Raw genomic sequence first — 21292 nt, 5'->3', positions numbered from 1 at the left:
AGCATAGGAGACTGCCATGACCCAGAACATCTACGACGATCCAGGCTTTTTCGAAGGCTATAGCCGGCTTCAGCGGTCTGTCGAAGGGTTGGCGGGGGCAGCGGAATGGCCGGCGATACGGGCGTTGCTGCCGGATCTGCATGGTCTCGATGTCGTCGATCTCGGTTGCGGTTTTGGATGGTTCTGCCGCTGGGCCGCAGAGCAGGGTGCCGTCGGCGTGCTGGGGCTCGATGTATCCGACAAGATGCTGGATCGCGCCCGCGTCGAGACGAAGGATGAGCGCATCCGCTACGACAGGGCGGATCTGGAGAAGCTGGAGCTTCCCAAGGCGAGCTTCGATCTGGTCTACAGCTCCCTGGCTTTCCATTACATCGAGGACTTTGCCGGGCTTCTGGCGAATATCCGCCAGTCGTTGAAGCCTGGCGGCCGGCTGATCTTTTCGATCGAACATCCGATCTACATGGCGCCGCGTCAGCCGGAGTGGTTGACCGATGCGGATGGCGGCAAGATCTGGCCGCTCAGTGCCTACCAGATCGAGGGGAAACGGCTGACAAACTGGCTGGCCGAAGGCGTCGTCAAACAGCATCGGACCATGAGCACGACCCTCAACCTGCTGATAAAATCGGGCTTCGCCATCGCCCATGTCGAGGAATGGTCGCCGAGCGACCAGGATCTGGCCTTGCATCCGGATTGGGTGATCGAGCGCGAGCGCCCGATGTTTCTGCTGATCTCGACGCGGACCTAACGGCGGAAGCAGCGCCAACTCGTGCCGATGCCGTCAAGGAAACGTCCCGTCGTCTCGCCGATGGGACGGCCAACCTGATGCTTCGGATTCGGTCGGCAGTAATAGGCGCAAATACCCCAGATGCTCGCGGCCGGGATTGCTTTTCCTATTGTTGATAGATTTTATAGAAAACTAATTGCTCCCGGGATGCGGCTTTCGGGAAATGCCGTTGCTTGAGATCGTCGCTTCGACCCGATACGTTGGGTCATCCGGCTGAGCTTGTAGGGATAGTGGGAATGAATATGAAAACGTCCGTGGCGATGGAGAAGGCGGTGCCCGTCGCCGATCCCGATGCTGTGCGAACCGAATTTCGCAACGCCATGGCGCGTATGGCGGCAGCCGTGAACATCGTCACGACCAATGGCCCGGCAGGGCTTGCCGGGTTTGCCGCGACTGCTGTCTGCAGCGTCACCGACAACCCTCCGACCTTGCTCGTCTGTCTCAATCGCGGTGCTTCGGTTCATCCTGCCGTGACCGAGAATGGCGTGCTCTGCGTCAACGTTCTGTCCGAAGGTCACCAGGACCTGTCACGTCTCTTCGGCGGCAAGACACCTGTCGCCGAGCGCTTCGCCGCGGCCGCATGGTCGGAACTGTCGACCGGTTCGCCTGCGCTCGATGATGCACTTGTTTCGTTCGACTGCCGTATCGTGCGCCAAGCCGATGGCGGAACACACGATATCCTGATGTGCGAAGTCGATGCCATCCGTCTGCGCGACGGCGGGCAGGGACTTATCTATTTCGACCGGGCTTATCACCCGGCCGGATAACCCATTTCCTCAGTAGTTTTCCTGATACCAATCGACGAAGCGGCGCACGCCGACATCGACGTCGATCTGCGGCTTGAAGCCGGTGAGCGCCACCAGCAGGTCCGGCACGGCATAGGTGTTGTGGACGTCGCCGGGCTGCATCGGCAGCATATGGCGGATCGCCTTCTTGCCGAGCATCGTCTCGATGGTTTCGACGAAGGTCATCAGCCCCACGGGCTGGCCGCCGCCGATATTGACCACGCGGAAGGGCGCGTTCTTCGACAGCGTATCGGTTATCGTCTCCGATACCACCCGGTTTTCCTCTGACGGAATGACGCCGATGAGCCTGATGATGCCTTCGACGAGATCGTCGATATAGGTGAAATCGCGGCTCATCTTGCCTTCGCCGTAGATCTCGATCGGCCTGTCATTCCTGATAGAATCGACGAACTTGAACAGCGCCATGTCCGGGCGACCCCAGGGGCCGTAGACGGTGAAGAAGCGGAAGGCGGTCGTCGGGATATTGAAGAGATGGGCGTAGCTATGCGCCATCAGCTCCATGCTTTTCTTCGTCGCCGCATAGATCGTCATCTGCTCGTCGGCCTTGTCGCTTTCGGCGAAAGGGATCTTTTCGTTGGCACCATAGACGGAGGAGGTGGAAGCCAGCAGCAGGTGCTTCGGCTGGAGGTTTCTCGCCAGTTCCAGGATATTGAATGAACCAATGAGATTGGAATCGACGTAGGAGCGCGGATTTTCGAGGCTGTAGCGAACGCCAGCCTGGGCCGCGAGATGGACGATCACGTCAGGCTCGGCAAGCTCGGCGGCGTGATCGAGCGCGGCCTTGTCTTCAAGCATCCCGGTGACAGCTTTGAAGCCGTTGGAACGCGCGAGAATGGCCGTGCGCTTCTCCTTGAGCCTGACGTCGTAATAGGGCGTCATGCCGTCGAAGCCGACGACGAAATGGCCCTCGTCTAGCAGGCGCCTGGCGAGGTGAAACCCGATGAAGCCGGCTGTGCCGGTGATGAGATAACGCAATGGATCGGCCTTTGCTTGAAGCATTTCCAGGAAAGTGCGCAGCGGTTTTCCGCCCGGAAATACGTAGACGTTCTAGAGTTCGGCGCCGTTCATCGGTCGGCCGATGCTGGTATAGGCAAAGCCGTGCTTTGTGACCTCGTCATGGCGATAGATGTTTCTGAGGTCGACAAGGACGGGCGATTTCATGACGGATTTCAGCCGCGCGAAATCCAGCGCGCGGAACTGGTTCCATTCGGTGACGATGACGAGGGCATCGGCGCCGCGAGCGGCGCCATAGGCGTCATCGGCATAGGTGATATCGTTCAGAACAAGCCGGGCATTGTCCATGCCCTCCGGATCATAGCCGCTGACGGTTGCGCCGGCGTCCTGCAGGGTCTGGATGACCGAGATCGCCGGGCTATCGCGCATGTCATCGGTGTTCGGCTTGAAGGTCAGGCCCAGGACCGCAATCGACTTGCCCCTGATATCGCCGCCCATCGCCGCGATCACCTTGCGGCCCATAGCGCGCTTGCGGTTGTCGTTGATGGAGATCGTGGTTTCGATCAGGCGCACGGGCGCGTCGAAATCCTGCGCGGTTTTTGCCAGCGCCAGCGTATCCTTCGGAAAACAGGAACCGCCATAACCGGGGCCGGCATGCAGGAATTTCGAGCCGATGCGGCCGTCAAGGCCGATGCCGCGCGATACCTCCTGCACATTGGCGCCGACCTTCTCGCAAAGATCGGCCATCTCGTTGATGAAGGTGATCTTCATAGCGAGGAAGGCGTTGGCGGCGTATTTGATCAGTTCCGACGTCCGGCGGGCGGTGAAGAGCAGCGGCGCCTGGTTGAGATAGAGCGGGCGGTAGACTTCGGTCATGACGCCGCGGGCGCGGTCGTCATTGAGGCCGATGACGATGCGGTCCGGACGCTTGAAGTCCTCGATGGCAGCACCCTCGCGCAGGAATTCCGGATTGGAAACAATGGCGACATCGGCCTGCGGATTGGTTTCGCGCACGATGCGCTCGACTTCGTCGCCGGTACCGACCGGGACGGTCGATTTCGTGACGATGACGGTGAAGCCCTTGACGTGCTCGGCGATTTCGCGGGCAGCGGCATAGACATAGGAGAGGTCGGCATGACCGTCGCCGCGCCTTGACGGCGTGCCGACGGCGATGAAAACGACATCGCTGTCGGCGACGCTCGTCTCGACATTTGTCGTGAAGGAGAGGCGGCCGGCGCGAACATTGTCTGCGACAAGCTGCTCCAGGCCGGGTTCGAAGATCGGGATCTCGCCGCGCTGCAGCGCCTCGATCTTGCTTGCGTCCTTGTCGACGCAGATGACGTCATGGCCGAAATCGGCAAAACAGACGCCGGACACGAGCCCTACATACCCCGAGCCGATCATCGTGATGCGCATGAAACTTCAATCCTCTTGCTGGCGCAGGCTCCGGCGTCGGGACGCGGAGCCTGCATGGGCGATCGCCTGCGCTTATACACAGGATCAATGGGCACGCCTATATCCGATGCTCCCGCCAAAGGAATTGCGACAGAAGTGTCATAAAGAGCTGATCGTGCCAGCGTCATTCTACTGCACCTTTACCTGTGCCCCAAATGAAACGAAGCCTTTGTACTTTAAGGCTATCATTGCCTATCGCTTGTGATTGGCATCATGTTGCCGCATGATGAATTGGGCGCAATCGTTCCTTTCGGAGCGATTATATAATGGGTGGTTCGGGACTATTGCATGAAGTCGACTTTTGCCGTGCGTACAATGCGGGCCGGGGAATTGGAGCTCGCTCTCGAATGGGCTCGGCAGGAGGGATGGAATCCCGGCGTCGATGACGCCCATGCATTCTGGGAGGCGGATCCGTCCGGTTTCCTGATCGGCGCGATCGGCGAGGTGCCTGTGGGTTGTATCTCGGCGGTGCGCTACGGCGAGAGCTTTGCCTTCATCGGTCTTTACATGCTGCATCCGGAGTTTCGCGGCAAAGGATATGGCAAGCAGCTCTGGAACAAGGGCATGGCGCTTGCCGGCAATCGTACCGTCGGGTTGGACGGTGTCGCCGCGCAGCAGGGCTATTACCGCCAGCACGGCTTTGAGGTAGCCTACCGCACCGTGCGTTACGGTGGCATCCCCAAGGTGCTGGATGCAGGGGAGCAGGCGACACAGGTGACGCCGGTCACGCATGGCAAGCTTCAGGGACTACTGCAATATGATGCCACAATTTTCCCCGGTTTGAGGCACTCCTTCATCAGAGTCTGGTGCGATGCGCCGGAAAGACGCAAATCCTTCATGGTCGGCGGCGGCAGCAGAGTTCGTGGCTATGGCACCATCCGGCGCTGTTTTCACGGTTACAAGGTCGGCCCGCTATTTGCCAACAAGCCGGAGATCGCGCGCGCTTTGCTGGCGCGCCTGGCCGCCGAGGCGAAGGGAGCCCCGATCTATCTGGATGTGCCGGTAGACAATCTTCACGCCGTCAGGCTTGCCGAGGAATTTGGCTTGTCGCCGGTGTTTGAGACGGCGCGGATGTATCGTGGTCAGGCGCCGGAAATACCACTTGATCGCGTGTTCGGCGTCACCACGCTCGAACTGGGCTAGCCGGGACCGCGCCGCGTTAGTCACGGGCGCGATTTTAACCTTAACAAACGATTAATCGCCAGATCAGGGCCTTAACCCGCCTTGCGATGCTGCATGTTCGACGCCGCCGTTATATAGATTATCCGGGGCGCCAAGGGGGAATTGAGCATTGAGATGCTCACTTTCTGTATTGGAGTCGGGTTATGCATGTAATGGAAACTATTAACCGCCAGACTTGGCGTAATCCTTGGGCTTTGCGGGATTATCGTCGCAGTAGCGGCTATCTCAACGAAGGCGAGCGTGCCGCCTTTGCTATCGCTGCTCCGCAAATGGGCAGGGGACGCATTCTCGATATTGGCGTCGGCGGGGGCCGTACAGCCGGTCTCTTGCGTGCGATTGCGAGTGACTATGTCGGTGTGGACTACACACCCGAGATGGTCGAGCTTTGCCGTCATAACCATCCGGATCTCCGTTTCGAGGTCATGGATGCGCGTGATCTGTCGGCTTTCGGGGATGCCAGCTTCGATCTGGTCGTGTTCAGCTATAACGGCATCGATTCCGTCGATGCATCTGGCCGGCTTGCCGTTTTGCGCGAGGCAGCGCGTGTGCTTGCCTCCGGCGGCGCCTTCGTCTTCTCGACATTTCATCGCGGCTGGCACGGTTTTGAACATCAGGTGGATTATCGCCGCCTTGAGTGGACACCTAATCCGGTGCGGCTCGGCCTCAGGACGCTCCGCTACGTTGAGGGCCGCATCTCTGGCACGCTGCGCCAGCGCCGCCTGAAACCTTTCGAGCAGCGTGACGGCGAGCATGCCGTTCTGTTGCACGGGGCTCATGATTTCGGTGTCATGGTCTATGCGACGACGCCATCACAGGTACAATCGCAACTGGCCGAGGCCGGCTTCGCCATGCCGGCACTCCTGCTCGATCTGGACGGAAACGCCATCGGCGATGTCGCATCGCCCGACCATGAATATTTCCATGTCGTCGCGCACAAGCCAGGTCCCTGAGAGGCGATCGATCCTGGCCGGGCAAAGCCGTCCTTGGGCTTGTCCGGCCTCCTTGCGGGAAAAATCCTGTTGGGGGCGCTGATTCGTCATGCAAAAAGCCGATTCTCCTGAGACAACAGGGTCGCTTTCCCAAAAACAAAGCTTTATAGATGCGCGGGTTTGAGCAAGGCGCGCCTCCGTGCGCAGGAAGCGGGAATCGAGAAATGACGAATGTGGTAGTGATCGGCTCGCAATGGGGCGATGAAGGCAAGGGCAAGATTGTCGACTGGCTTTCGGAACGCGCCGATGTGATTGTACGCTTTCAGGGCGGCCATAATGCCGGTCATACGCTTGTCGTCGACGGCGTCAGCTACAAGCTTGCATTGCTGCCCTCCGGGCTGGTGCGCGGCAAGCTGAGTGTCATCGGTAATGGCGTCGTGGTCGATCCGCATCATTTCGTTGCCGAGGTCGACAGGCTGCGTGCCCAGGGTATCGCTGTCACGCCTGATGTGCTGCGTATCGCTGAGAATGCGCCGCTCATTCTGTCGCTGCACCGCGATCTCGACGCCTTGCGCGAAGATGCGGCCTCCAACAGCGGCACCAAGATCGGCACGACGCGCCGCGGTATCGGCCCGGCCTACGAAGACAAGGTCGGCCGTCGCGCCATCCGCGTCGTCGATCTGACCGAGCCGGAAACGCTGCCTGCCAAGATCGATCGGCTTCTGACCCACCACAATGCCCTGCGTCGCGGCATGGGTCTGGATGAAATCTCGTTCGATGCCCTGCACAACGAGCTGACCTCGGTTGCGGAGCACATTCTTCCTTACGTCGATCAGGTTTGGCGGCTCCTCGACGAGCAGCGCAAGGCCGGCGCCCGCATTCTGTTCGAAGGTGCGCAGGGCGCATTGCTTGACAACGACCACGGCACCTATCCGTTCGTGACCTCTTCCAACACGGTTGCGGGCCAGGCTGCCGCCGGCTCTGGTCTCGGCCCGACGGCGCTCGGCTATGTGCTCGGCATCACCAAGGCCTATACGACCCGCGTCGGCGAGGGACCGTTCCCCTGCGAACTGCATGACGAAATCGGCAAGCATCTGTCGGTCGTCGGCCGCGAAGTCGGCGTCAACACCGGCCGTCCGCGCCGCTGCGGCTGGTTCGATGCCGTGCTGGTGCGACAGACGGTCAAGACCTCAGGTATCACGGGCATTGCGCTTACCAAGCTCGACGTGCTCGATGGCCTTGACGAGCTGAAGATCTGCGTCGGCTACAAGCTCGACGGCAAGGAAATCGACTATCTTCCGTCCAGCCAGGCGGCTCAGGCGCGTGTCGAGCCGATCTACATCACGCTTGAAGGCTGGAAAGAGTCGACTGTCGGTGCGCGCAAATGGGCAGATTTGCCGGCGCAGGCGATCAAGTATGTCCGCCAGGTGGAAGAGCTGATCGGCGCGCCGGTGGCCATGCTTTCGACCAGTCCGGAGCGCGAGGACACCATACTTGTGACAGACCCCTTTGAGGGCTAAAGTCCCGAACCTATGACGAATCCCGGCCCGGCTGCCCGCCGGGCATCATGAGAAAGTACTGATGGCGGATTTTGTAGCAGTCATTCGACGGGCCGTTGACGGCCTGACGGAAAATAATCCCGAGATGCGGGTCAAGGTTTACGATCGAGCTCGTGGTGCCGTTCAGCGGCAGCTCGAGAGCATGAAGCCGCGCCCGCCCGAGGAAATGCTGCGCCGCCAGCTCGATAAGCTTGAAGCCGCGATCATCGAGGTTGAAGCCGAACACGCCGAAGCGCTGCCGGCGGGCGAGGAGCCCGTGGCCGAAGCGCCCGTCGTGCATGAGGAGATTGCTCCCGAGCCCATCCAGGAAGCTCATGTCGCCGAGGAGCATCATCCGGAACCACATGCGGAAGAGCCGGAGCCGGTTGCTGCCGAAGTTCATGTCCATGCGGAACCAGCCGTCGAGCAGAGCGTGCCATATGAGCACGCTCCCGCGGAACAGTGGAGCGAGCCTTATCAGGACGAGCAGCACGCTCCGGCAGAGCATCATGCTGTTGCCGAACCTCATGTCGAGGTTCACGAGGCTGCCGCTCCCGAGGCTGCCTATCACGATGAGCCGCAACACCATCCGGAAGAGCCGCAGCATTATGTGGAGGAGGCGCCAGAGGTTGCCGCCGAGCCCGTCCATGCTGCGCCTGTGCGGCAAGCGGCAAGAGCGCCGGTTGACGATGTCATAAACCAGGTCGAACAGATCTGGGCTGAGGTTGACGCACCGGCTCGCCAGGCCGCGCCGGAGCCGGCGGTTTCATATCCCAACGAGCCGACAATGCCGGCCGCGGCCTTTGCCGAAACGCCCTTCGGGCATGCCATCGAGACGCCCGAAACCACGAAGGCGCCAGCACCGGCGGCCAATAAGGGTTTCGTCTGGGATGCGGATGTCTTCGAAGAGATTCAGCCTGTGCCGTCTGTCTCGCAACCGGTGCAGCCCACGAGCCGGCAGATGCCGGACAATGCCTTTGAGGACGTCGATCTCTTCGCCGATGTCCATTCGTCGCGCAAGGCGGCACCCGAGGCCGATGCTGCCAATGACGGATGGCGCGAGCTTAAGGAACTTGCCGGTTTCGACAAGCGTGCTGACGATGGACGAAGCGGTGCGTCTTCCATTCCGCCCGATCTTGATCAGGCCATGGCCGCGAAGCTGCAGGGCAAAAGCTTCCGCATGGAGCCGAAGCGCCGCCGCGTCAATGTCGCCGGTATCGTCATTACGCTTGTGGTCCTGGCTATTGCCGGCGGGGGTGGCTATGCGGCATGGCTGAACCGCGAAGCGCTCAACAATATGGTGACGAAGCTCGTCAGCTCCGCGCCGAAGAGCGCAGCAACGCCTCCTGCTTCGGATACCGCAAGCAACAGCGCGGCGAAGACCGCCCCTGCCGCGGCTCCCGCCCAATCTTCGACGGCGCCGGCGCCGAACAACACGGCTGCCGCCCAGCCGCCGGCAGCTGGCAATACGGATGTTGCCGCGCTGAATAGCGATCCGAACACGGTCAATACGAAGTTCACCCAACGGCTTCGCGCGGATGGCACGGAAGAGGACGAAGGCCCCGCCGCAAACGGCCAGCCGGGTGTTGTTGAGGGCAAGTCCATAGCCGAACAGAATGTGGCTTCCACGGCCCCTGCAGCCGCGGCCGCGACGTCTCCGGCCGCCACACCTCCGCCTGCAAACAATGCAGCCGTACCGCCGCAGGCCCAGACGCCTGCTGCGACGGCTCCGGCCTCGACGGCCCAACAACAGGCTCCGGCCGCCAATCAACAGCAAACTGCTGCCAATCAGCCGCCGCCCGCGACACAGCAGACGGCTCCGGTTACCGACGGCCAGAAGGTTTTCCTTTATGAGGAACGCCTTGGTCAGACGTCGCCGACCGCCTTCCAGGGTACGGTCAGCTGGTCGGTACAGGAAGGCAAGGGCGCCGATGGGCGGCCTGAGCCCTCCGTTCAAGGTCTGATCAGCGTTCCTGAGCGCGGTTTGACGGCAACCATCACCGTTTCCAGAAACGGGGACCCCTCGCTTCCGGCGAGCCATCTGATTGAATTGGCTTTCCAGGTACCTCCGAATTTCGAGGGCGGCGCGATCGATAATGTCCAGCGCGTTGCGCTGAAGGCGACGGAGCAGGATCGCGGTGATGCCCTCATTGCCGTCCCGGCCAAGGTCACCGACGATGTCTATATGGTCGCGCTCAACGATTTCCCGGATGCGCGCAAGACCAACCTTGATCTCCTGAAAACCCGCAACTGGATCGACATTCCGGTCGTCTATCGCAATGGCCGCCGCGCCTTGCTGACGATGGAGAAGGGCCAGACCGGCACGGATGCCTTCAACAAGGCCATCACCGAATGGCAGGCGCTAGGCGGGGTTGCTTCGAGCGGACAGTAAGATTTCCCTGACAGGGATACGAAAAAGGCGGGCTTGCGGCCCGCCTTTTTTATGTGTTCATCAATTTTCGAAATCGAGACCGTCAGGCTGTCGCTTCAACGACGCGGAGCGCCTTGGCACGCTCCAGGGCGTCCTTCTGCACGGCCTCCTGGACCTTTTCAAAAGCACGGACCTCGATCTGGCGAACGCGTTCGCGGCTGATATCGAACTCGGACGAAAGATCTTCCAGCGTGACCGGATCTTCGGCGAGGCGACGTGCCTCGAAGATGCGGCGTTCGCGGTCATTCAACACACCCAGCGCGCGAGAAAGCATCCGGCGGCGCGTGTCGAGTTCGTCCTGTTCGATCAGTACGTCTTCCTGGCTGTCGTGATCGTCGACAAGCCAATCCTGCCACTGGCCGGAATCGCCTTCGGAAGCCTTGATCGGTGCGTTCAGCGAAGCGTCGCCGGAGAGGCGGCGGTTCATCGAAACGACTTCCTCCTCCGAGACGTTCAGCTTGGTGGCGATCTCGGTGACATGTTCCGGCTTCAGGTCGCCGTCATCAATGGCCTGGATACGGCCCTTCAGCCGGCGCAGGTTGAAGAACAGGCGCTTCTGATTGGCGGTCGTACCCATTTTCACCAGCGACCAGGACCGCAGGATATATTCCTGGATCGAGGCCTTGATCCACCACATGGCATAGGTTGCCAGGCGGAAGCCGCGTTCCGGGTCAAACTTCTTGACAGCCTGCATCAGGCCGACATTGCCTTCGGATACGACTTCGCCGATTGGCAGACCGTAGCCGCGATAGCCCATGGCAATCTTCGCCACGAGGCGCAGATGGCTTGTGACGAGCCTGTGCGCGGCCTGACGGTCGGCATGTTCCGCATAACGCTTGGCGAGCATGTACTCTTCCTGCGGTTCCAGCATCGGGAACTTGCGGATCTCGTCCAGATAACGATTGAGGCCGGCTTCTCCGGCAGCGATGGACGGTAAGGTATTACGGGCCATGAATGTGCACCCTCCTATTCGAGATTTGGTACCTTCTGGGGGCGTATTGCGCCTTCTGCGAAGCGGACCAAGGCGTGCGAGCCACGAGGACCCCGCACTGAACCAATGTAAAGATAAGTACGGCGAAACGGTGATTCAAGGATATGGTCACGCAAGTGTTATAGCGGCGTGACCTGATCGGCCCCGTCGTGAAATCGCCCTTGGGATTCTCCTCCCGAATACCCCCGCACCGTAAAGTCTAGCCATATCAGTCTCCAAAACGAGTAAGCGTTTCGACAACTGAGGGCGCGCCGGGGGTTCGGACCTCTGGCTGATACTATAGGGCGATAAGATGCAGGCGTCCAGCAACGTTTGCCGGGGAGGCGGTCGCCTATGCTCTCAAGGCTTCCGCCAATTCTTCCATATCATCGGGCAAGGGCGCTTCGAAGCGCATGATTTCGCCGGTGCGGGGATGCTCGAACTGGAGCATATAGGCATGCAACGCCTGGCGGGTGAAGCCATTGAGAACCTGCCTTGCGGCCTCCGGCAGCAGATTGGCCTTGGTCTTGAAGCCGCCGCCATAGACGGCGTCGCCGAGCAGTGGGTGACCGATATGCGCCATATGCACGCGGATCTGATGTGTACGCCCGGTCTCGAGATGGCAGTCGACCAGCGAGGCGAGCGCGAGTGCGTCCTGCCCTTCGTGGAAACGCTCCAGCACCTCGTAGTGCGTAATGGCCTCATCGGCATCCTGTGAGTCGGGGCGCTTGACGGCGCGGCGCGTCCGGTCGGTGTTCGAGCGGCCAAGCGGTGCGTCGACAGTGCCGATGAGCTGGCGGGGACGGCCCCAAACGATCGCCTGATAGGCGCGCTCCAGCGATGTCGTTCTGCCGTGATCGGCAAATTGCAGAGACAGGTGACGGTGCGCGGCATCATTCTTGGCAACGACCATGACCCCGGTCGTATCCTTGTCCAGCCGATGCACGATGCCCGGCCGGCGAACGCCGCCGATACCGGAAAGGCTGTCGCCGCAATGGTAGATCAGCGCGTTGACCAGCGTTCCCGTCCAATTGCCGGCCGCGGGATGGACGACAAGTCCGGCCGGCTTGTCGATAACGATGACGTCCTCGTCCTCGTAGAGCACGTCGAGCGGAATATCCTCGCCCTGCGGCGTCGGGTCCTCGGGGTCGGGCAGCGCGATCTCATAGACGTCGCCGGGACGCACCTTTTTCTTGGCGTCGGTCACCGGCTCGCCGTTCAGCAGCACGGCTTCCGCTTTGATCAGCGCCTGGATGCGGCTGCGGGAAAATTCCGTCCCGAACTGTGCGGTCAGCCATGCATCAAGCCGGCCTTCGGCGCTTTCGTCAGCGGTTAGGACTTTTCTATTGCTCTCGGCTTCTTTAAAGGGGTCGCTCAAACGTATTTCTCCGGCGCCTCTGGGCGCGCTCAATCAGCAAGGACGCATCGATGACAAATCTCGAGCCAGACGATCAAGAGGAAAAGCCCCTCGATCCGGCCCTGGAGAAAGTCCGACGCAAGATGATCCGCCTGCAGATCGTCTCCGCGGCCGTCATGGTGGTGAGCCTTATGGCCGTCTTCGGTGCTGTTGTCTACAAGACGATGAAACCATCCGCAAAGCCGGCAGGGCAGGCGACCGCCAACATTCCTTCGGATGCACCGGTTGCCGTGACGGCTCTGCTGCCGGCGGGCTTTATCGTTCAGTCCACCGCCTTGTCGGGAAATCAGGTGCTGTTCTACGGCACGCTCGCCAGCGGTCAGCGGCAGGCTATCGTCTTCGACTACGGTATCGGCCGTATCGTGGCGACCATATCGCTGCCGAACTGACGCCTGACGATGACGAGCGATCGGCTCATCGAGATCACGCATCCCGACGATCCGCGCATCGCCGAGTTTCGTGATATCCGCGAACGTGACCTGACGGGCCGCGAGAGCCGTTTCATCGCCGAAGGCACCGTCGTGTTGCGACTTCTTGCCGGCGCACATGCGGTAGGGGGCGATTTTATCGCCGAGAAAGTGCTATTGCTGCAGAACCGCGTTGCCGGACTGAGGGATATCGTGGACGCGTTACCAGCCGATGTTCCGATCTATGTCGCGACATCGGAGGTGCTTGACGGCATCGTCGGGTTTCATCTGCATCGCGGCGTTCTGGCACTCGGTCGCCGTAAGGCGGAAGCCGAACTCAGCGCCTTCCTCGACCGCCTGCCGCAACAGGCACTCGTACTTGCCGGGTGCGGCATCTCCAATCATGACAATATGGGGTCGATGTTCCGCAATGCGGCCGCCTTCGGAGCCGATGCGGTACTGCTCGATGAGAGCTGCTGTGATCCGCTCTATCGAAAATCGCTGCGCGTTTCCGTCGGTTCGGTTTTGACCATGCCCTATTGCCGGCAATCGCGTGATGTCGACCTGCTTGCGGCGCTCGCCGATCGCGGTTTTGCGATTTGGAGCCTGTCGCCGCGTGGAAAGGTGGATATTCGCGATGTCGAGGCATCGGACCGCATGGCGCTGGTCGTGGGTACGGAGGGAGACGGGCTGCCGCACACTATCCTGTCCGCCTTCAACAGCGTGCGGATCCCGCAGGCCCCGGGCCTCGACAGCCTGAACGTCGCAACCGCCAGCGGCATTGCACTTTTCGAGATGGCTGCAAGGATCAAGCGCGTCTGAATAAAGCGCTTGCCGTGCTATTCAGGGATGCTTCGGCAGCAATGACGCCACCCGGTCGGCAAGGCTGATGCGGGCTGCTTGCTCGGCGGGATCTTTATTCCCCTGCAGAAGATCGGCTATCGGTGAGGCATTGCCTTCTTTGAGTGCTGTCAGCGCCACCATGTTGGCAGCAATCGTCGCGATCTCCTCCCGCATTGCCTCATCATGTGCGGGCGAGCGGGCTTTCAGAAGGCGATCCGAGAGGGCCGCGGCCCGATTGCGGACCTCCTCCGTCATTTTTACGATGTCATCTTCCACTGTGCGTTCCGGTTTGGCTGCGTTCGTCTGATCGTCGGCGGCAGCCGGAATCATGGATACTGCGGAGAGTTTCGGCGTCTTGGCCGGCTTTTTCGGTGGCGCGATGCCAGCGGCGCGCAGCGCCTTGCCGGCCTCTCTCGATTCCTTGACGGCGGCTTCCAGCCGTTCCCTCAGGCGGACAACGTCCTGAGCGTGCCGTTCTATCGCGGTTTCCTTGTCGGCGTTGCCGGCGATCTCGCGGTCCAGCCGTTCTTCCAGCCGCTTGTTCTTGTCGCTTTCCTGTCGATGAGACTGCTCTGCATCCACCGCTCGCAGGCTGGCGGCATTGAGGTCCTCACGAAGCGTCTCGCGCTCGTCCCGCAATGTGTTGATGCGCAGCTTCAGGCTCTCGATCTCCGTCTCCCGGGTCGCAAGGTCGATCTTGAGGTTGTCCGCATCGGCGGCCATCTTGGTCATGCGCTTGCGCAGGCCGTCGATGTCGGCTTCCTTCTCCAGGCTAGCCTGTTCGGCAGAATGGATGCTGGATTTGAGCTGGCTTATATAGCTTTCCTCGCGCCGCAAGCGTGAGCGCAGTTCTCCCGCTTCGACTTCGAGATCGTCGATGCGCGTCTGCTGCTCGGTATTGCCGGCGACAAGCCGGCTGGCCTCCTGCTGAAGCTTGCCGTTGTGGATCTGCAGCGCCACGGTCTTGTCGCGCTCCTGGGTCAGAGCCTGCTCGGCCCGGGCGTTTTCCGCGGCAAACAGTGCGCGTGCCATATCCTTCTGTGCCCGCACTTCCTGCGGGCTTAGCGGCATGGTCGCCTTCAGGCGCTTTTCGGTGAACCAGACGATACGGCGATGGATGGCTGGCGCTATCATGAAGATCAGAAGCGCGGCAGTCAGAAAGCCCAATCCGAACAAGAGAGCAAATTGAATCACGACGCGGCCAGTATCCTGGGGTTATTTTCGATCTCGATGAAATGAATAATCATGGGTCGGGCATGCGAGCAAGTGTTTAAATCGGATATGGTTTACCGGCGCGGGCCGGATTTACTGAAAGAAAAGGCCCGCAATTTGAGCGGGCCAAGTCAGTAGCTGCCTGGGAGGCGATATGAACAGCAGGCTTAGAAGGGATTCCAGGTCGCGTTGGGCGTGACCTTCAAGTAGCCCATGTTGACGCCAAGACGGGCGCCAAGGCCGGTGCGGATCGGAACAAGGACGATATTGTTGTTCTTCAGGACGGTCATTCCGAAACCTGCAACGACGAAAGCCTGACCGCTAACACCGCCAAAGCGGGTATAGACGCTATCGATGCTCGGCAGATCGTAGACCAGCATCATGACGCGCGTGCCCTGGCCGCCATAGTCGAAACCGAGCGATGGGCCCTGCCAATAAAGCGGGTGCTCGCCGGCATTCTTGGTGTTCAACTGACCTTCGCCATAGGTGAGGCCGGCGAGAAAGGCGCCTGAGCCTTCCTGGCCGAGAATATAGCCGTTTGGCAACCCATATTGCTGGAAGGCGCGCTCGATAACCTTGGCAAGGCCGCCACTGGCGGAGCCGAAGAAGGAATGGCCGGCATCGACGATTTCCTGCGCCGAATATTGATTGTTCGGCGCGGCGGCAGCCTGGCGGACCGGCAATATGAAGCTTGCGAATGCAACAATGGCCAGGATCAGGCCGAGGCCAAGCGTCCTGGTGCCGGGGCTTGGCATTCTCTTCAGGAATTCATAGCGCATCAAAGTCATCCGTTCATCATGGTCGGTGCGATAGGGAGCGGATGTGCAACACATTCGTCTGAACGCGCCACACTCGGCTCGCCCCCTTTTTCAGACCGTTTTGCCCATCCATCGCAGCACGATTCGCGTGCGAAAAGGTCTGATGGTGATGAATGCATTTTGCGTCGATGGTCTTAACAATCGGTTTACCAAATATGGTGTCTTTATGGCGTGCGGTACACCGCCTGAGACAATCCTCGGGCAACCTTGCCGTGGCAACGTGGAATCTACTGCGTTTCGCCTTGTCAGCATTCAGGAGACAATGAATGTCGAAGAATCCGAACCTCACTCTAACCGGGCCTGATCTGGCCGCGCTGCTATGCAGCCGCGTCTGCCATGATGTGATCTCGCCGGTCGGAGCGATCAATAACGGCCTGGAGCTGCTCGACGAGGGCGGCGCCGACGCCGACGCCATGGATCTGATCCGCACCAGCGCGCTCAATGCGTCCGTCCGCCTGAAATTCGCCCGTCTTGCCTTCGGTGCTTCCGGCTCAGTCGGCGCATCGATCGATACGGGCGAGGCCGAGCGGGCAGCGAAGGATTTCGCCGCTGCCGAGAAGAAGACCGAGGTCAGCTGGGTCGGACCGCGCGCCATCATCGCGAAGAACCGGGTCAAGCTGTTGCTCAACCTTTTCCTCGTCGCCTACGGGGCCATTCCACGTGGCGGCAATATCGAGGTGACGCTGGAAAATCCCGAACTCGACGCCAAGTTCACGATCGCCGTCAAGGGGCGGCTGATGCGCGTGCCGCCGAAATTCGCCGAGATCTGCTCCGGTGCCCTGGAAGAGGCGATCGACGCCCATACGATCCAGCCCTATTACACCGTTCTTCTTGCTGAAGAGAGCGGTATGGAGCTCTCCTACAATGTGACGCCGGAAGAGCTGACCTTCGTCGCAGAGATACCGACCAAATAGACGGATTGAGCTTTTTGTGTCTTTCAGCCCGCGGTCACCCCATGGCCGCGGGATTATTTTTTCGTGTGTGTCGATAATTTGCAATCTTATGGTTGTCCGCTCAATTGATAATGTAGCGGTAACGAATCCTTAGCATGCTGGTCCTATCGTTCCAATTTGATGTCGCCGTTGCAATACGGGCGGCGGGTGCCAGGGAGTTCGCGGATGCAGCGGTTCATGATTACGGATAGTTCGGATGTCGTGCGCAAGGTCGGCAAGCGAATCCTGTCCGAGCTGGATTTCCTCGTAAGCGAAGCCGGTGACGCCCAGGAGGCGCTGGTGCGCTGCCAGGCGGAAGTCCCGGACTATCTGATCGTCGATGCCGGCATGGAAGGGGCACTGGAACTGATTGCCAATATCCGTGCCCTGCCGAACGGCAAGGACGTGAAGATCTATTATTGCGTCGTGGAGGCCGATCTCCGCAAGCTGATGGCCGGAAAGCGGGCTGGCGCCACCGACTTTCTGCTGAAGCCCTTCGATCGCAAGATCCTGACGGCCATCTTCGGCAATCGCGCCGTCGCTGCCTGATTTCATTAGAGCATTTTCGCTTTTCCTCGAATTGCGAAAGCGCTCTATCTCCTTGTTCTTACGCATTCCACACGGAAAACCGCTGCGCACCTTTCCCGGAAATGCTCCAGGAATTCTTGAAGCGATAACAGCCGCCCTTTTGGAGCGGCTGTTATTTTTTGCGGTTCCACCAACAAAAAATCCCGCCGGCGACGGCGGGATTTCTATGTATGGGCGGTAATGGCGGGGAGGCGGCTTTAAGCGCTTTCGGCGAACTCGTTATTGTCGGGTTCGCGCAGCACGTAGCCACGGCCCCAAACAGTCTCGATGTAGTTCGCGCCGCCGGCGGCATTGGCCAGCTTCTTGCGCAGCTTGCAGATAAAGACGTCGATGATCTTCAGTTCAGGCTCGTCCATGCCACCATAGAGATGGTTCAGGAACATTTCCTTGGTGAGCGTCGTACCCTTGCGGAGCGAAAGCAGCTCCAGCATCTGGTATTCCTTGCCGGTCAGGTGCACGCGCTGGCCGCCGACTTCGACTGTCTTGGCGTCGAGGTTGACGATGAGCTCGCCGGTCATGATCACCGATTGGGCATGGCCCTTGGAGCGGCGGACGATGGCGTGGATACGGGCAACCAGCTCATCCTTGTGGAACGGCTTGGTCATGTAGTCGTCGGCGCCGAAGCCGAGGCCGCGAACCTTGTCCTCGATGCCGGCCATGCCGGAGAGGATGAGGATCGGCGTCTTGACCTTCGAAAGGCGCAGCGTGCGCAGCACTTCGTAGCCCGACATATCCGGAAGGTTGAGATCCAGAAGGATGATATCGTAGTCGTAAAGCTTTCCGAGATCGACGCCTTCTTCACCGAGGTCGGTGGTATAGACGTTGAAACTTTCGGACTTGAGCATCAATTCGATGCTCTGCGCTGTCGCGCTGTCGTCTTCAATTAATAGAACCCGCATAATTGTCCCCTTTACCGCCGCCGAAAGGTCGTCAGCCCCCTTACGCGATACCGATCAAATCACTGCTTGATTTGGAAGCTGCCATGTAATGGTTAACAAATTCTGATTCACTCTGGCAAGTCGTATCGAATTTATTAAATAATTTTTCCATTGCACTGTTTTCCAACGACAATCAGTAAAATCGACTCCTAAAGTATCGCGTTAAGAACTCACGCCAAGTGATTCATCTGACTCATCAATGCAAACATGTCGAATTCCGACCGAAACATTTACTGAGCCTTAAATCATTACGCCTATCATTAACGATGCCCGTAAACGAAAGGTTACCAGCGGTAGGCTTTTATTAAGATCGCTGTAATTTTTTTTAACCAAGCCGTGTCAAAGCGGCTCGGCGGGCGGAAATATCGAGAGCCGGGGTCTCGCATCACGGGAGTAATGCGTATGAAGTCACGTGAGAGCCTAGTTCGCCTGAAAGAGTTTCAGGTGAACGAAAAACGCCGTCAGCTGCAGCAATTGCAGATGATGATGGCGGAATTTGACCGTATGACAAAGGATCTGGAAAGCCAGATCGTGCTGGAAGAGAAAAAGTCCGGCATTGTCGACCCTAACCACTTCGCTTACCCGACCTTTGCCAAGGCCGCGCGCCAGCGCGCGGACAACTTGCAGGTGTCGATCCGCGAGCTGCAGGTTCAGGAAGAGGCTTTGGAACACTCGCTGGAAGACATGCAGGCGGAATATGCCAAGGCCGCAGCGCTCGAAGAGCGTGATGGTTCAGGTCCTGCAAGGGCGCGCGCCTGAGGTCGTAAACGCGTCGTCTTGTTTCGATCCGCGTCATTCCATTCCGACACAAAGTTCAGCTTCGGAATGTGCGGGATGACGAAAACGACACGAAAGCCGCGCATGACTGGCCGTGACAGGGCCGGTCATGCGGGGCTTTTGCATTTGCGGGTATCAGTTGGATCGAAGGAACCGGCGTTCCCGCGCCGGACGGCCTTGTGCCTACGCGATGTCGCGTTTGTGTTTAGTGCTTACGAGTTGATGACGTCGCGCCAATCGTCGTGACGTTGCGCCTGGGCCTTGAAAAACGGGCAGAGCGGAATGATTTTCCAGCCGCCGCGCCGCGCTTCCTCGACGGCGTGAGCGGCCAGTGCCTGGCCGACTCCCTTGCCGCGCAAAGCGTCAGGCACTCCGGTATGATCGATGATGATCAGCTTCGGGGAGGTGCGGGAAAATGTCATTTCCGCCTCATGACCCTCGACGGTTGCGACATACCGGCCGCCGGATGCGTTGTTTTCATTGCGAATATCCATGATCTCGCTCCCTGATCCTGTTGCATGCGCCGAGGATCGCATTTGCTCCGCGACCTGCCAACTGCTCTATTTCACATCATGCGGCATAGTGCCGGCGAATTTCGAGGAGGGGACGGTCGTTCCAGACCTGCGCTCCGATGAAGGCATTCGGTCCTCGGCGCTCTCTCGGCAAGGCTGGATCGGGAAAGTCATTCGGCAAGCAGTGGATATTTCGCAGCAGACCCCGATCGGGATCGAAGTTGTGAGTGATCACCACTGATGAGATCTCACAGATATTGTTTGCTGCTGGAATGATCGACCCGCCTTGGAACTGGTCTGATAAAACAATTCGGGCCTCTGTCCCGTATGGGGAGAAGAGGCCCGAATACAAGTTCAAACAAAATGGAGTGCTGTTGCTACTGTCAGTGGCGATACTGCTGTATGCGGGTCGTCCGCAGCCCGGCCAGGCCATGGCTGCTGATGGACGACTGCCAGGAGAGGAACTCTTCGACGGTCAACGTATAACGTTCGCAGGCTTCTTCCAAGCTGAGCAAACCACCACGCACGGCGGCGACAACCTCTGCCTTACGACGAATGACCCAGCGGCGCGTATTCGGCGGCGGAAGGTCTGCTATCGTCAGCGGGCTGCCATCGGGGCCGATGACATACTTCACTCGGGGACGTATCATTTCGGTCATTGGACTCTCTACACACACTCAAGACCACGAGAGGCACTCTATCTTGCCACATTTAAAAATTGCCTAAGCACATAGTAAGACTTTGCTAAGAATTTTAAGGAGTGTGGTCGGCAGGTGATTTGCTTTTGCTGCAACCGGATAAAATGCCGGCTAACCGCCACGATTTCAGGGGGATGCGGCAGCCGTCCTATAAGTTTTTGTCAGTGAAAACTTACGCTTTCGGGGCGAGAATCCCGATGTCTTTCCCGCCAGACGAGAAGATTACCCCACTTCTCGACAGTCGTTTCTATGCGGGAAGGCCGATTTTCTTTCCGCCCCAGCAGATGAAATGCGGGTTTGCGAAGTCGCTATCCCCGGTCTGGTCGATCTTTCCGTAAGCAAGCGGCGCGCCGTCGACGGTCACCGTAGCGCCACCGGCAGCACGCAATACGGCATCACCGGCTGCCGTGTCCCATTCCATGGTGCGGGCGAAACGCGGATAGACATCGGCCTTGCCTTCGGCAAGCAGGCAGAATTTCAATGAGGAACCGATCGAGGTGCAGGCGGAGACTGCATTATCGCTCAGAAAACTCTCCGTCTTCGCGTTGCTGTTGCAACGGCTGGCAAGCGCGGTCAAATTGACCGGCCGCTCGCGCACGGCGATGGTGGTGCGGTCTGTCACGACAAAACGGTCGTCGACAACAAGCTTGCGGGCTCTGCCCGGCTCGCCGGTAAAGGCTATTCCGAGGGCCGGGGCATAGACGATGCCGGCGACGGGAATGCCATTCTCGATATAGGCGATGTTGACGGTGAATTCGTCGCGATGCTCGATGAATTCGCGCGTGCCGTCCATGGGGTCGACCAGGAAGAACGAGTGGCCGCGAATATCCGGAACCCTGCCGGCGGACACGGATTCCTCGGCAATAACAGGAATATTCGGGAAATCCCGCGCAAGGTGTTCGAGAATGATATGTTCGGCGCGCTCGTCGGCGAGGGTGACGGGGCTCATGTCCTGCTTCACGGCAACAGCGTAGCCGGCGCGGTAGACCTCTAATATGGCCTTCCCCGCTTCGAGCGCCGCCTTCTCAAATGTCGTAAGCATTGCCTGTTCGTCTTCCGCGCCACGTTCGCGCTTCAAGTCTCCGGACATTATAGATGGGA

General features: G+C 59.5%; 21 protein-coding genes. 11 read left to right on the top strand and 10 right to left on the bottom strand.

Going from position 1 to position 21292, the window contains the following annotated elements; translation table 11 throughout:
• Window positions 1-16: 16 nt before the first annotated feature.
• Together ACQZ6F_RS10605 and ACQZ6F_RS10600 are read left to right on the top strand one after the other, a co-directional pair.
• Window positions 17-745, top strand: coding sequence for a class I SAM-dependent methyltransferase (locus tag ACQZ6F_RS10605; protein ID WP_449091860.1), 729 nt, complete (start codon window positions 17-19; stop codon window positions 743-745).
• Window positions 746-1044: 299 nt separating this feature from the next.
• Window positions 1045-1551, top strand: a complete 507-nt coding sequence (locus tag ACQZ6F_RS10600) for a flavin reductase (RefSeq protein WP_449092390.1) — start codon at window positions 1045-1047, stop codon at window positions 1549-1551.
• 9 nt (window positions 1552-1560) lie between these two features.
• Here the strand turns inward: ACQZ6F_RS10600 and ACQZ6F_RS10595 are convergent, their stop codons facing one another.
• Window positions 1561-2565: an NAD-dependent epimerase gene (locus ACQZ6F_RS10595; RefSeq protein ID WP_449092391.1), complete on the bottom strand. Its 1005-nt coding sequence runs from the start codon at window positions 2563-2565 to the stop codon at window positions 1561-1563.
• 72 nt (window positions 2566-2637) lie between these two features.
• Window positions 2638-3960, bottom strand: coding sequence for a UDP-glucose dehydrogenase family protein (locus ACQZ6F_RS10590; RefSeq protein ID WP_068401561.1), 1323 nt, complete (start codon window positions 3958-3960; stop codon window positions 2638-2640).
• A 327-nt stretch (window positions 3961-4287) separates the two neighbouring features.
• Here ACQZ6F_RS10590 and ACQZ6F_RS10585 point away from each other — a divergent pair, with 327 nt between their 5' ends.
• From ACQZ6F_RS10585 to ACQZ6F_RS10570, 4 genes are all read left to right on the top strand, one after another.
• A complete protein-coding gene (locus tag ACQZ6F_RS10585) occupies window positions 4288-5142 on the top strand; it encodes a GNAT family N-acetyltransferase (RefSeq protein WP_077469613.1) in 855 nt (284 codons plus the stop codon).
• A gap of 191 nt (window positions 5143-5333) precedes the next feature.
• Window positions 5334-6131 (top strand): class I SAM-dependent methyltransferase, encoded by a 798-nt coding sequence (locus ACQZ6F_RS10580; protein WP_449091861.1) that lies wholly within the window; start codon window positions 5334-5336, stop codon window positions 6129-6131.
• Between the two features lie 203 nt (window positions 6132-6334).
• Window positions 6335-7630, top strand: a complete 1296-nt coding sequence (locus tag ACQZ6F_RS10575) for an adenylosuccinate synthase (protein WP_077469615.1) — start codon at window positions 6335-6337, stop codon at window positions 7628-7630.
• A 61-nt stretch (window positions 7631-7691) separates the two neighbouring features.
• The gene (locus ACQZ6F_RS10570; protein ID WP_449091862.1) at window positions 7692-10040 is read left to right on the top strand and encodes a hypothetical protein; all 2349 of its coding nucleotides are present in this window, start codon (window positions 7692-7694) and stop codon (window positions 10038-10040) included.
• Between the two features lie 82 nt (window positions 10041-10122).
• Here ACQZ6F_RS10570 and rpoH read toward each other — a convergent pair whose 3' ends face one another.
• Window positions 10123-11031: an RNA polymerase sigma factor RpoH gene (gene rpoH / locus ACQZ6F_RS10565; protein WP_068401550.1), complete on the bottom strand. Its 909-nt coding sequence runs from the start codon at window positions 11029-11031 to the stop codon at window positions 10123-10125.
• Between the two features lie 370 nt (window positions 11032-11401).
• Window positions 11402-12427, bottom strand: a complete 1026-nt coding sequence (locus ACQZ6F_RS10560) for an RluA family pseudouridine synthase (RefSeq protein WP_449091863.1) — start codon at window positions 12425-12427, stop codon at window positions 11402-11404.
• 50 nt (window positions 12428-12477) lie between these two features.
• Between ACQZ6F_RS10560 and ACQZ6F_RS10555 the strand changes: the two genes are divergently transcribed.
• Both ACQZ6F_RS10555 and ACQZ6F_RS10550 read left to right on the top strand, forming a co-directional pair.
• Entirely contained in the window at window positions 12478-12855 is a 378-nt protein-coding gene (locus ACQZ6F_RS10555) for a hypothetical protein (RefSeq protein WP_077469618.1), read from the top strand.
• 9 nt (window positions 12856-12864) lie between these two features.
• Window positions 12865-13695 carry a TrmH family RNA methyltransferase gene (locus tag ACQZ6F_RS10550; protein WP_449091864.1) on the top strand — a complete coding sequence of 277 codons (831 nt, stop codon included), beginning with the start codon at window positions 12865-12867 and terminating at the stop codon, window positions 13693-13695.
• Window positions 13696-13716: 21 nt separating this feature from the next.
• Here ACQZ6F_RS10550 and ACQZ6F_RS10545 read toward each other — a convergent pair whose 3' ends face one another.
• Window positions 13717-14910 carry a hypothetical protein gene (locus tag ACQZ6F_RS10545; protein ID WP_077469620.1) on the bottom strand — a complete coding sequence of 398 codons (1194 nt, stop codon included), beginning with the start codon at window positions 14908-14910 and terminating at the stop codon, window positions 13717-13719.
• Window positions 14911-15095: 185 nt separating this feature from the next.
• Window positions 15096-15707, bottom strand: coding sequence for a DUF1134 domain-containing protein (locus ACQZ6F_RS10540; RefSeq protein WP_068401540.1), 612 nt, complete (start codon window positions 15705-15707; stop codon window positions 15096-15098).
• 305 nt (window positions 15708-16012) lie between these two features.
• Here ACQZ6F_RS10540 and chpT point away from each other — a divergent pair, with 305 nt between their 5' ends.
• On the top strand, window positions 16013-16660 hold the full coding sequence (gene chpT / locus ACQZ6F_RS10535; RefSeq protein WP_068401537.1) for a histidine phosphotransferase ChpT: 648 nt from the start codon (window positions 16013-16015) through the stop codon (window positions 16658-16660).
• A 204-nt stretch (window positions 16661-16864) separates the two neighbouring features.
• Window positions 16865-17227 carry a response regulator gene (locus ACQZ6F_RS10530; protein WP_449091865.1) on the top strand — a complete coding sequence of 121 codons (363 nt, stop codon included), beginning with the start codon at window positions 16865-16867 and terminating at the stop codon, window positions 17225-17227.
• 236 nt (window positions 17228-17463) lie between these two features.
• Here the strand turns inward: ACQZ6F_RS10530 and ctrA are convergent, their stop codons facing one another.
• The gene (ctrA, locus tag ACQZ6F_RS10525; protein ID WP_068401532.1) at window positions 17464-18165 is read right to left on the bottom strand and encodes a response regulator transcription factor CtrA; all 702 of its coding nucleotides are present in this window, start codon (window positions 18163-18165) and stop codon (window positions 17464-17466) included.
• A gap of 441 nt (window positions 18166-18606) precedes the next feature.
• Between ctrA and ACQZ6F_RS10520 the strand changes: the two genes are divergently transcribed.
• Window positions 18607-18963: a flagellar export protein FliJ gene (locus tag ACQZ6F_RS10520; protein ID WP_449091866.1), complete on the top strand. Its 357-nt coding sequence runs from the start codon at window positions 18607-18609 to the stop codon at window positions 18961-18963.
• Window positions 18964-19193: 230 nt separating this feature from the next.
• Here the strand turns inward: ACQZ6F_RS10520 and ACQZ6F_RS10515 are convergent, their stop codons facing one another.
• From ACQZ6F_RS10515 to cysQ, 3 genes are all read right to left on the bottom strand, one after another.
• Complete coding sequence (locus ACQZ6F_RS10515; protein ID WP_068401529.1) at window positions 19194-19475, bottom strand: GNAT family N-acetyltransferase; 282 nt, start codon at window positions 19473-19475, stop codon at window positions 19194-19196.
• A gap of 401 nt (window positions 19476-19876) precedes the next feature.
• Window positions 19877-20152 (bottom strand): CtrA inhibitor SciP, encoded by a 276-nt coding sequence (sciP, locus tag ACQZ6F_RS10510; RefSeq protein WP_034476390.1) that lies wholly within the window; start codon window positions 20150-20152, stop codon window positions 19877-19879.
• 286 nt (window positions 20153-20438) lie between these two features.
• A complete protein-coding gene (gene cysQ / locus ACQZ6F_RS10505) occupies window positions 20439-21233 on the bottom strand; it encodes a 3'(2'),5'-bisphosphate nucleotidase CysQ (protein ID WP_449091867.1) in 795 nt (264 codons plus the stop codon).
• Between the last annotated feature and the right edge of the window lie 59 nt (window positions 21234-21292).

It is taken from the genome of Rhizobium sp. A22-96 (assembly GCF_053521805.1).
The sequence above is the reverse complement of the archived record's forward strand: the minus strand, read 5'-3'. Positions and strand labels throughout refer to the sequence as shown.

Excerpts from the sequence above, each read along its gene's own strand:
- ACQZ6F_RS10570 (WP_449091862.1), top strand. The coding sequence starts at position 7,692 with ATGGCGGATTTTGTAGCAGTCATTCGACGGGCCGTTGACGGCCTGACG.
- ACQZ6F_RS10520 (WP_449091866.1), top strand. The coding sequence starts at position 18,607 with ATGAAGTCACGTGAGAGCCTAGTTCGCCTGAAAGAGTTTCAGGTGAAC.
- ACQZ6F_RS10575 (WP_077469615.1), top strand. The coding sequence starts at position 6,335 with ATGACGAATGTGGTAGTGATCGGCTCGCAATGGGGCGATGAAGGCAAG.
- ACQZ6F_RS10555 (WP_077469618.1), top strand. The coding sequence starts at position 12,478 with ATGACAAATCTCGAGCCAGACGATCAAGAGGAAAAGCCCCTCGATCCG.
- ACQZ6F_RS10605 (WP_449091860.1), top strand. The coding sequence starts at position 17 with ATGACCCAGAACATCTACGACGATCCAGGCTTTTTCGAAGGCTATAGC.
- ACQZ6F_RS10515 (WP_068401529.1), bottom strand. The coding sequence starts at position 19,475 with ATGGATATTCGCAATGAAAACAACGCATCCGGCGGCCGGTATGTCGCA.
- ctrA (WP_068401532.1), bottom strand. The coding sequence starts at position 18,165 with ATGCGGGTTCTATTAATTGAAGACGACAGCGCGACAGCGCAGAGCATC.
- ACQZ6F_RS10585 (WP_077469613.1), top strand. The coding sequence starts at position 4,288 with ATGAAGTCGACTTTTGCCGTGCGTACAATGCGGGCCGGGGAATTGGAG.
- ACQZ6F_RS10580 (WP_449091861.1), top strand. The coding sequence starts at position 5,334 with ATGGAAACTATTAACCGCCAGACTTGGCGTAATCCTTGGGCTTTGCGG.
- chpT (WP_068401537.1), top strand. The coding sequence starts at position 16,013 with ATGTCGAAGAATCCGAACCTCACTCTAACCGGGCCTGATCTGGCCGCG.
- ACQZ6F_RS10600 (WP_449092390.1), top strand. The coding sequence starts at position 1,045 with ATGGAGAAGGCGGTGCCCGTCGCCGATCCCGATGCTGTGCGAACCGAA.
- ACQZ6F_RS10540 (WP_068401540.1), bottom strand. The coding sequence starts at position 15,707 with ATGCGCTATGAATTCCTGAAGAGAATGCCAAGCCCCGGCACCAGGACG.
- cysQ (WP_449091867.1), bottom strand. The coding sequence starts at position 21,233 with ATGCTTACGACATTTGAGAAGGCGGCGCTCGAAGCGGGGAAGGCCATA.
- ACQZ6F_RS10590 (WP_068401561.1), bottom strand. The coding sequence starts at position 3,960 with ATGCGCATCACGATGATCGGCTCGGGGTATGTAGGGCTCGTGTCCGGC.
- ACQZ6F_RS10550 (WP_449091864.1), top strand. The coding sequence starts at position 12,865 with ATGACGAGCGATCGGCTCATCGAGATCACGCATCCCGACGATCCGCGC.
- sciP (WP_034476390.1), bottom strand. The coding sequence starts at position 20,152 with ATGACCGAAATGATACGTCCCCGAGTGAAGTATGTCATCGGCCCCGAT.
- ACQZ6F_RS10530 (WP_449091865.1), top strand. The coding sequence starts at position 16,865 with ATGCAGCGGTTCATGATTACGGATAGTTCGGATGTCGTGCGCAAGGTC.
- rpoH (WP_068401550.1), bottom strand. The coding sequence starts at position 11,031 with ATGGCCCGTAATACCTTACCGTCCATCGCTGCCGGAGAAGCCGGCCTC.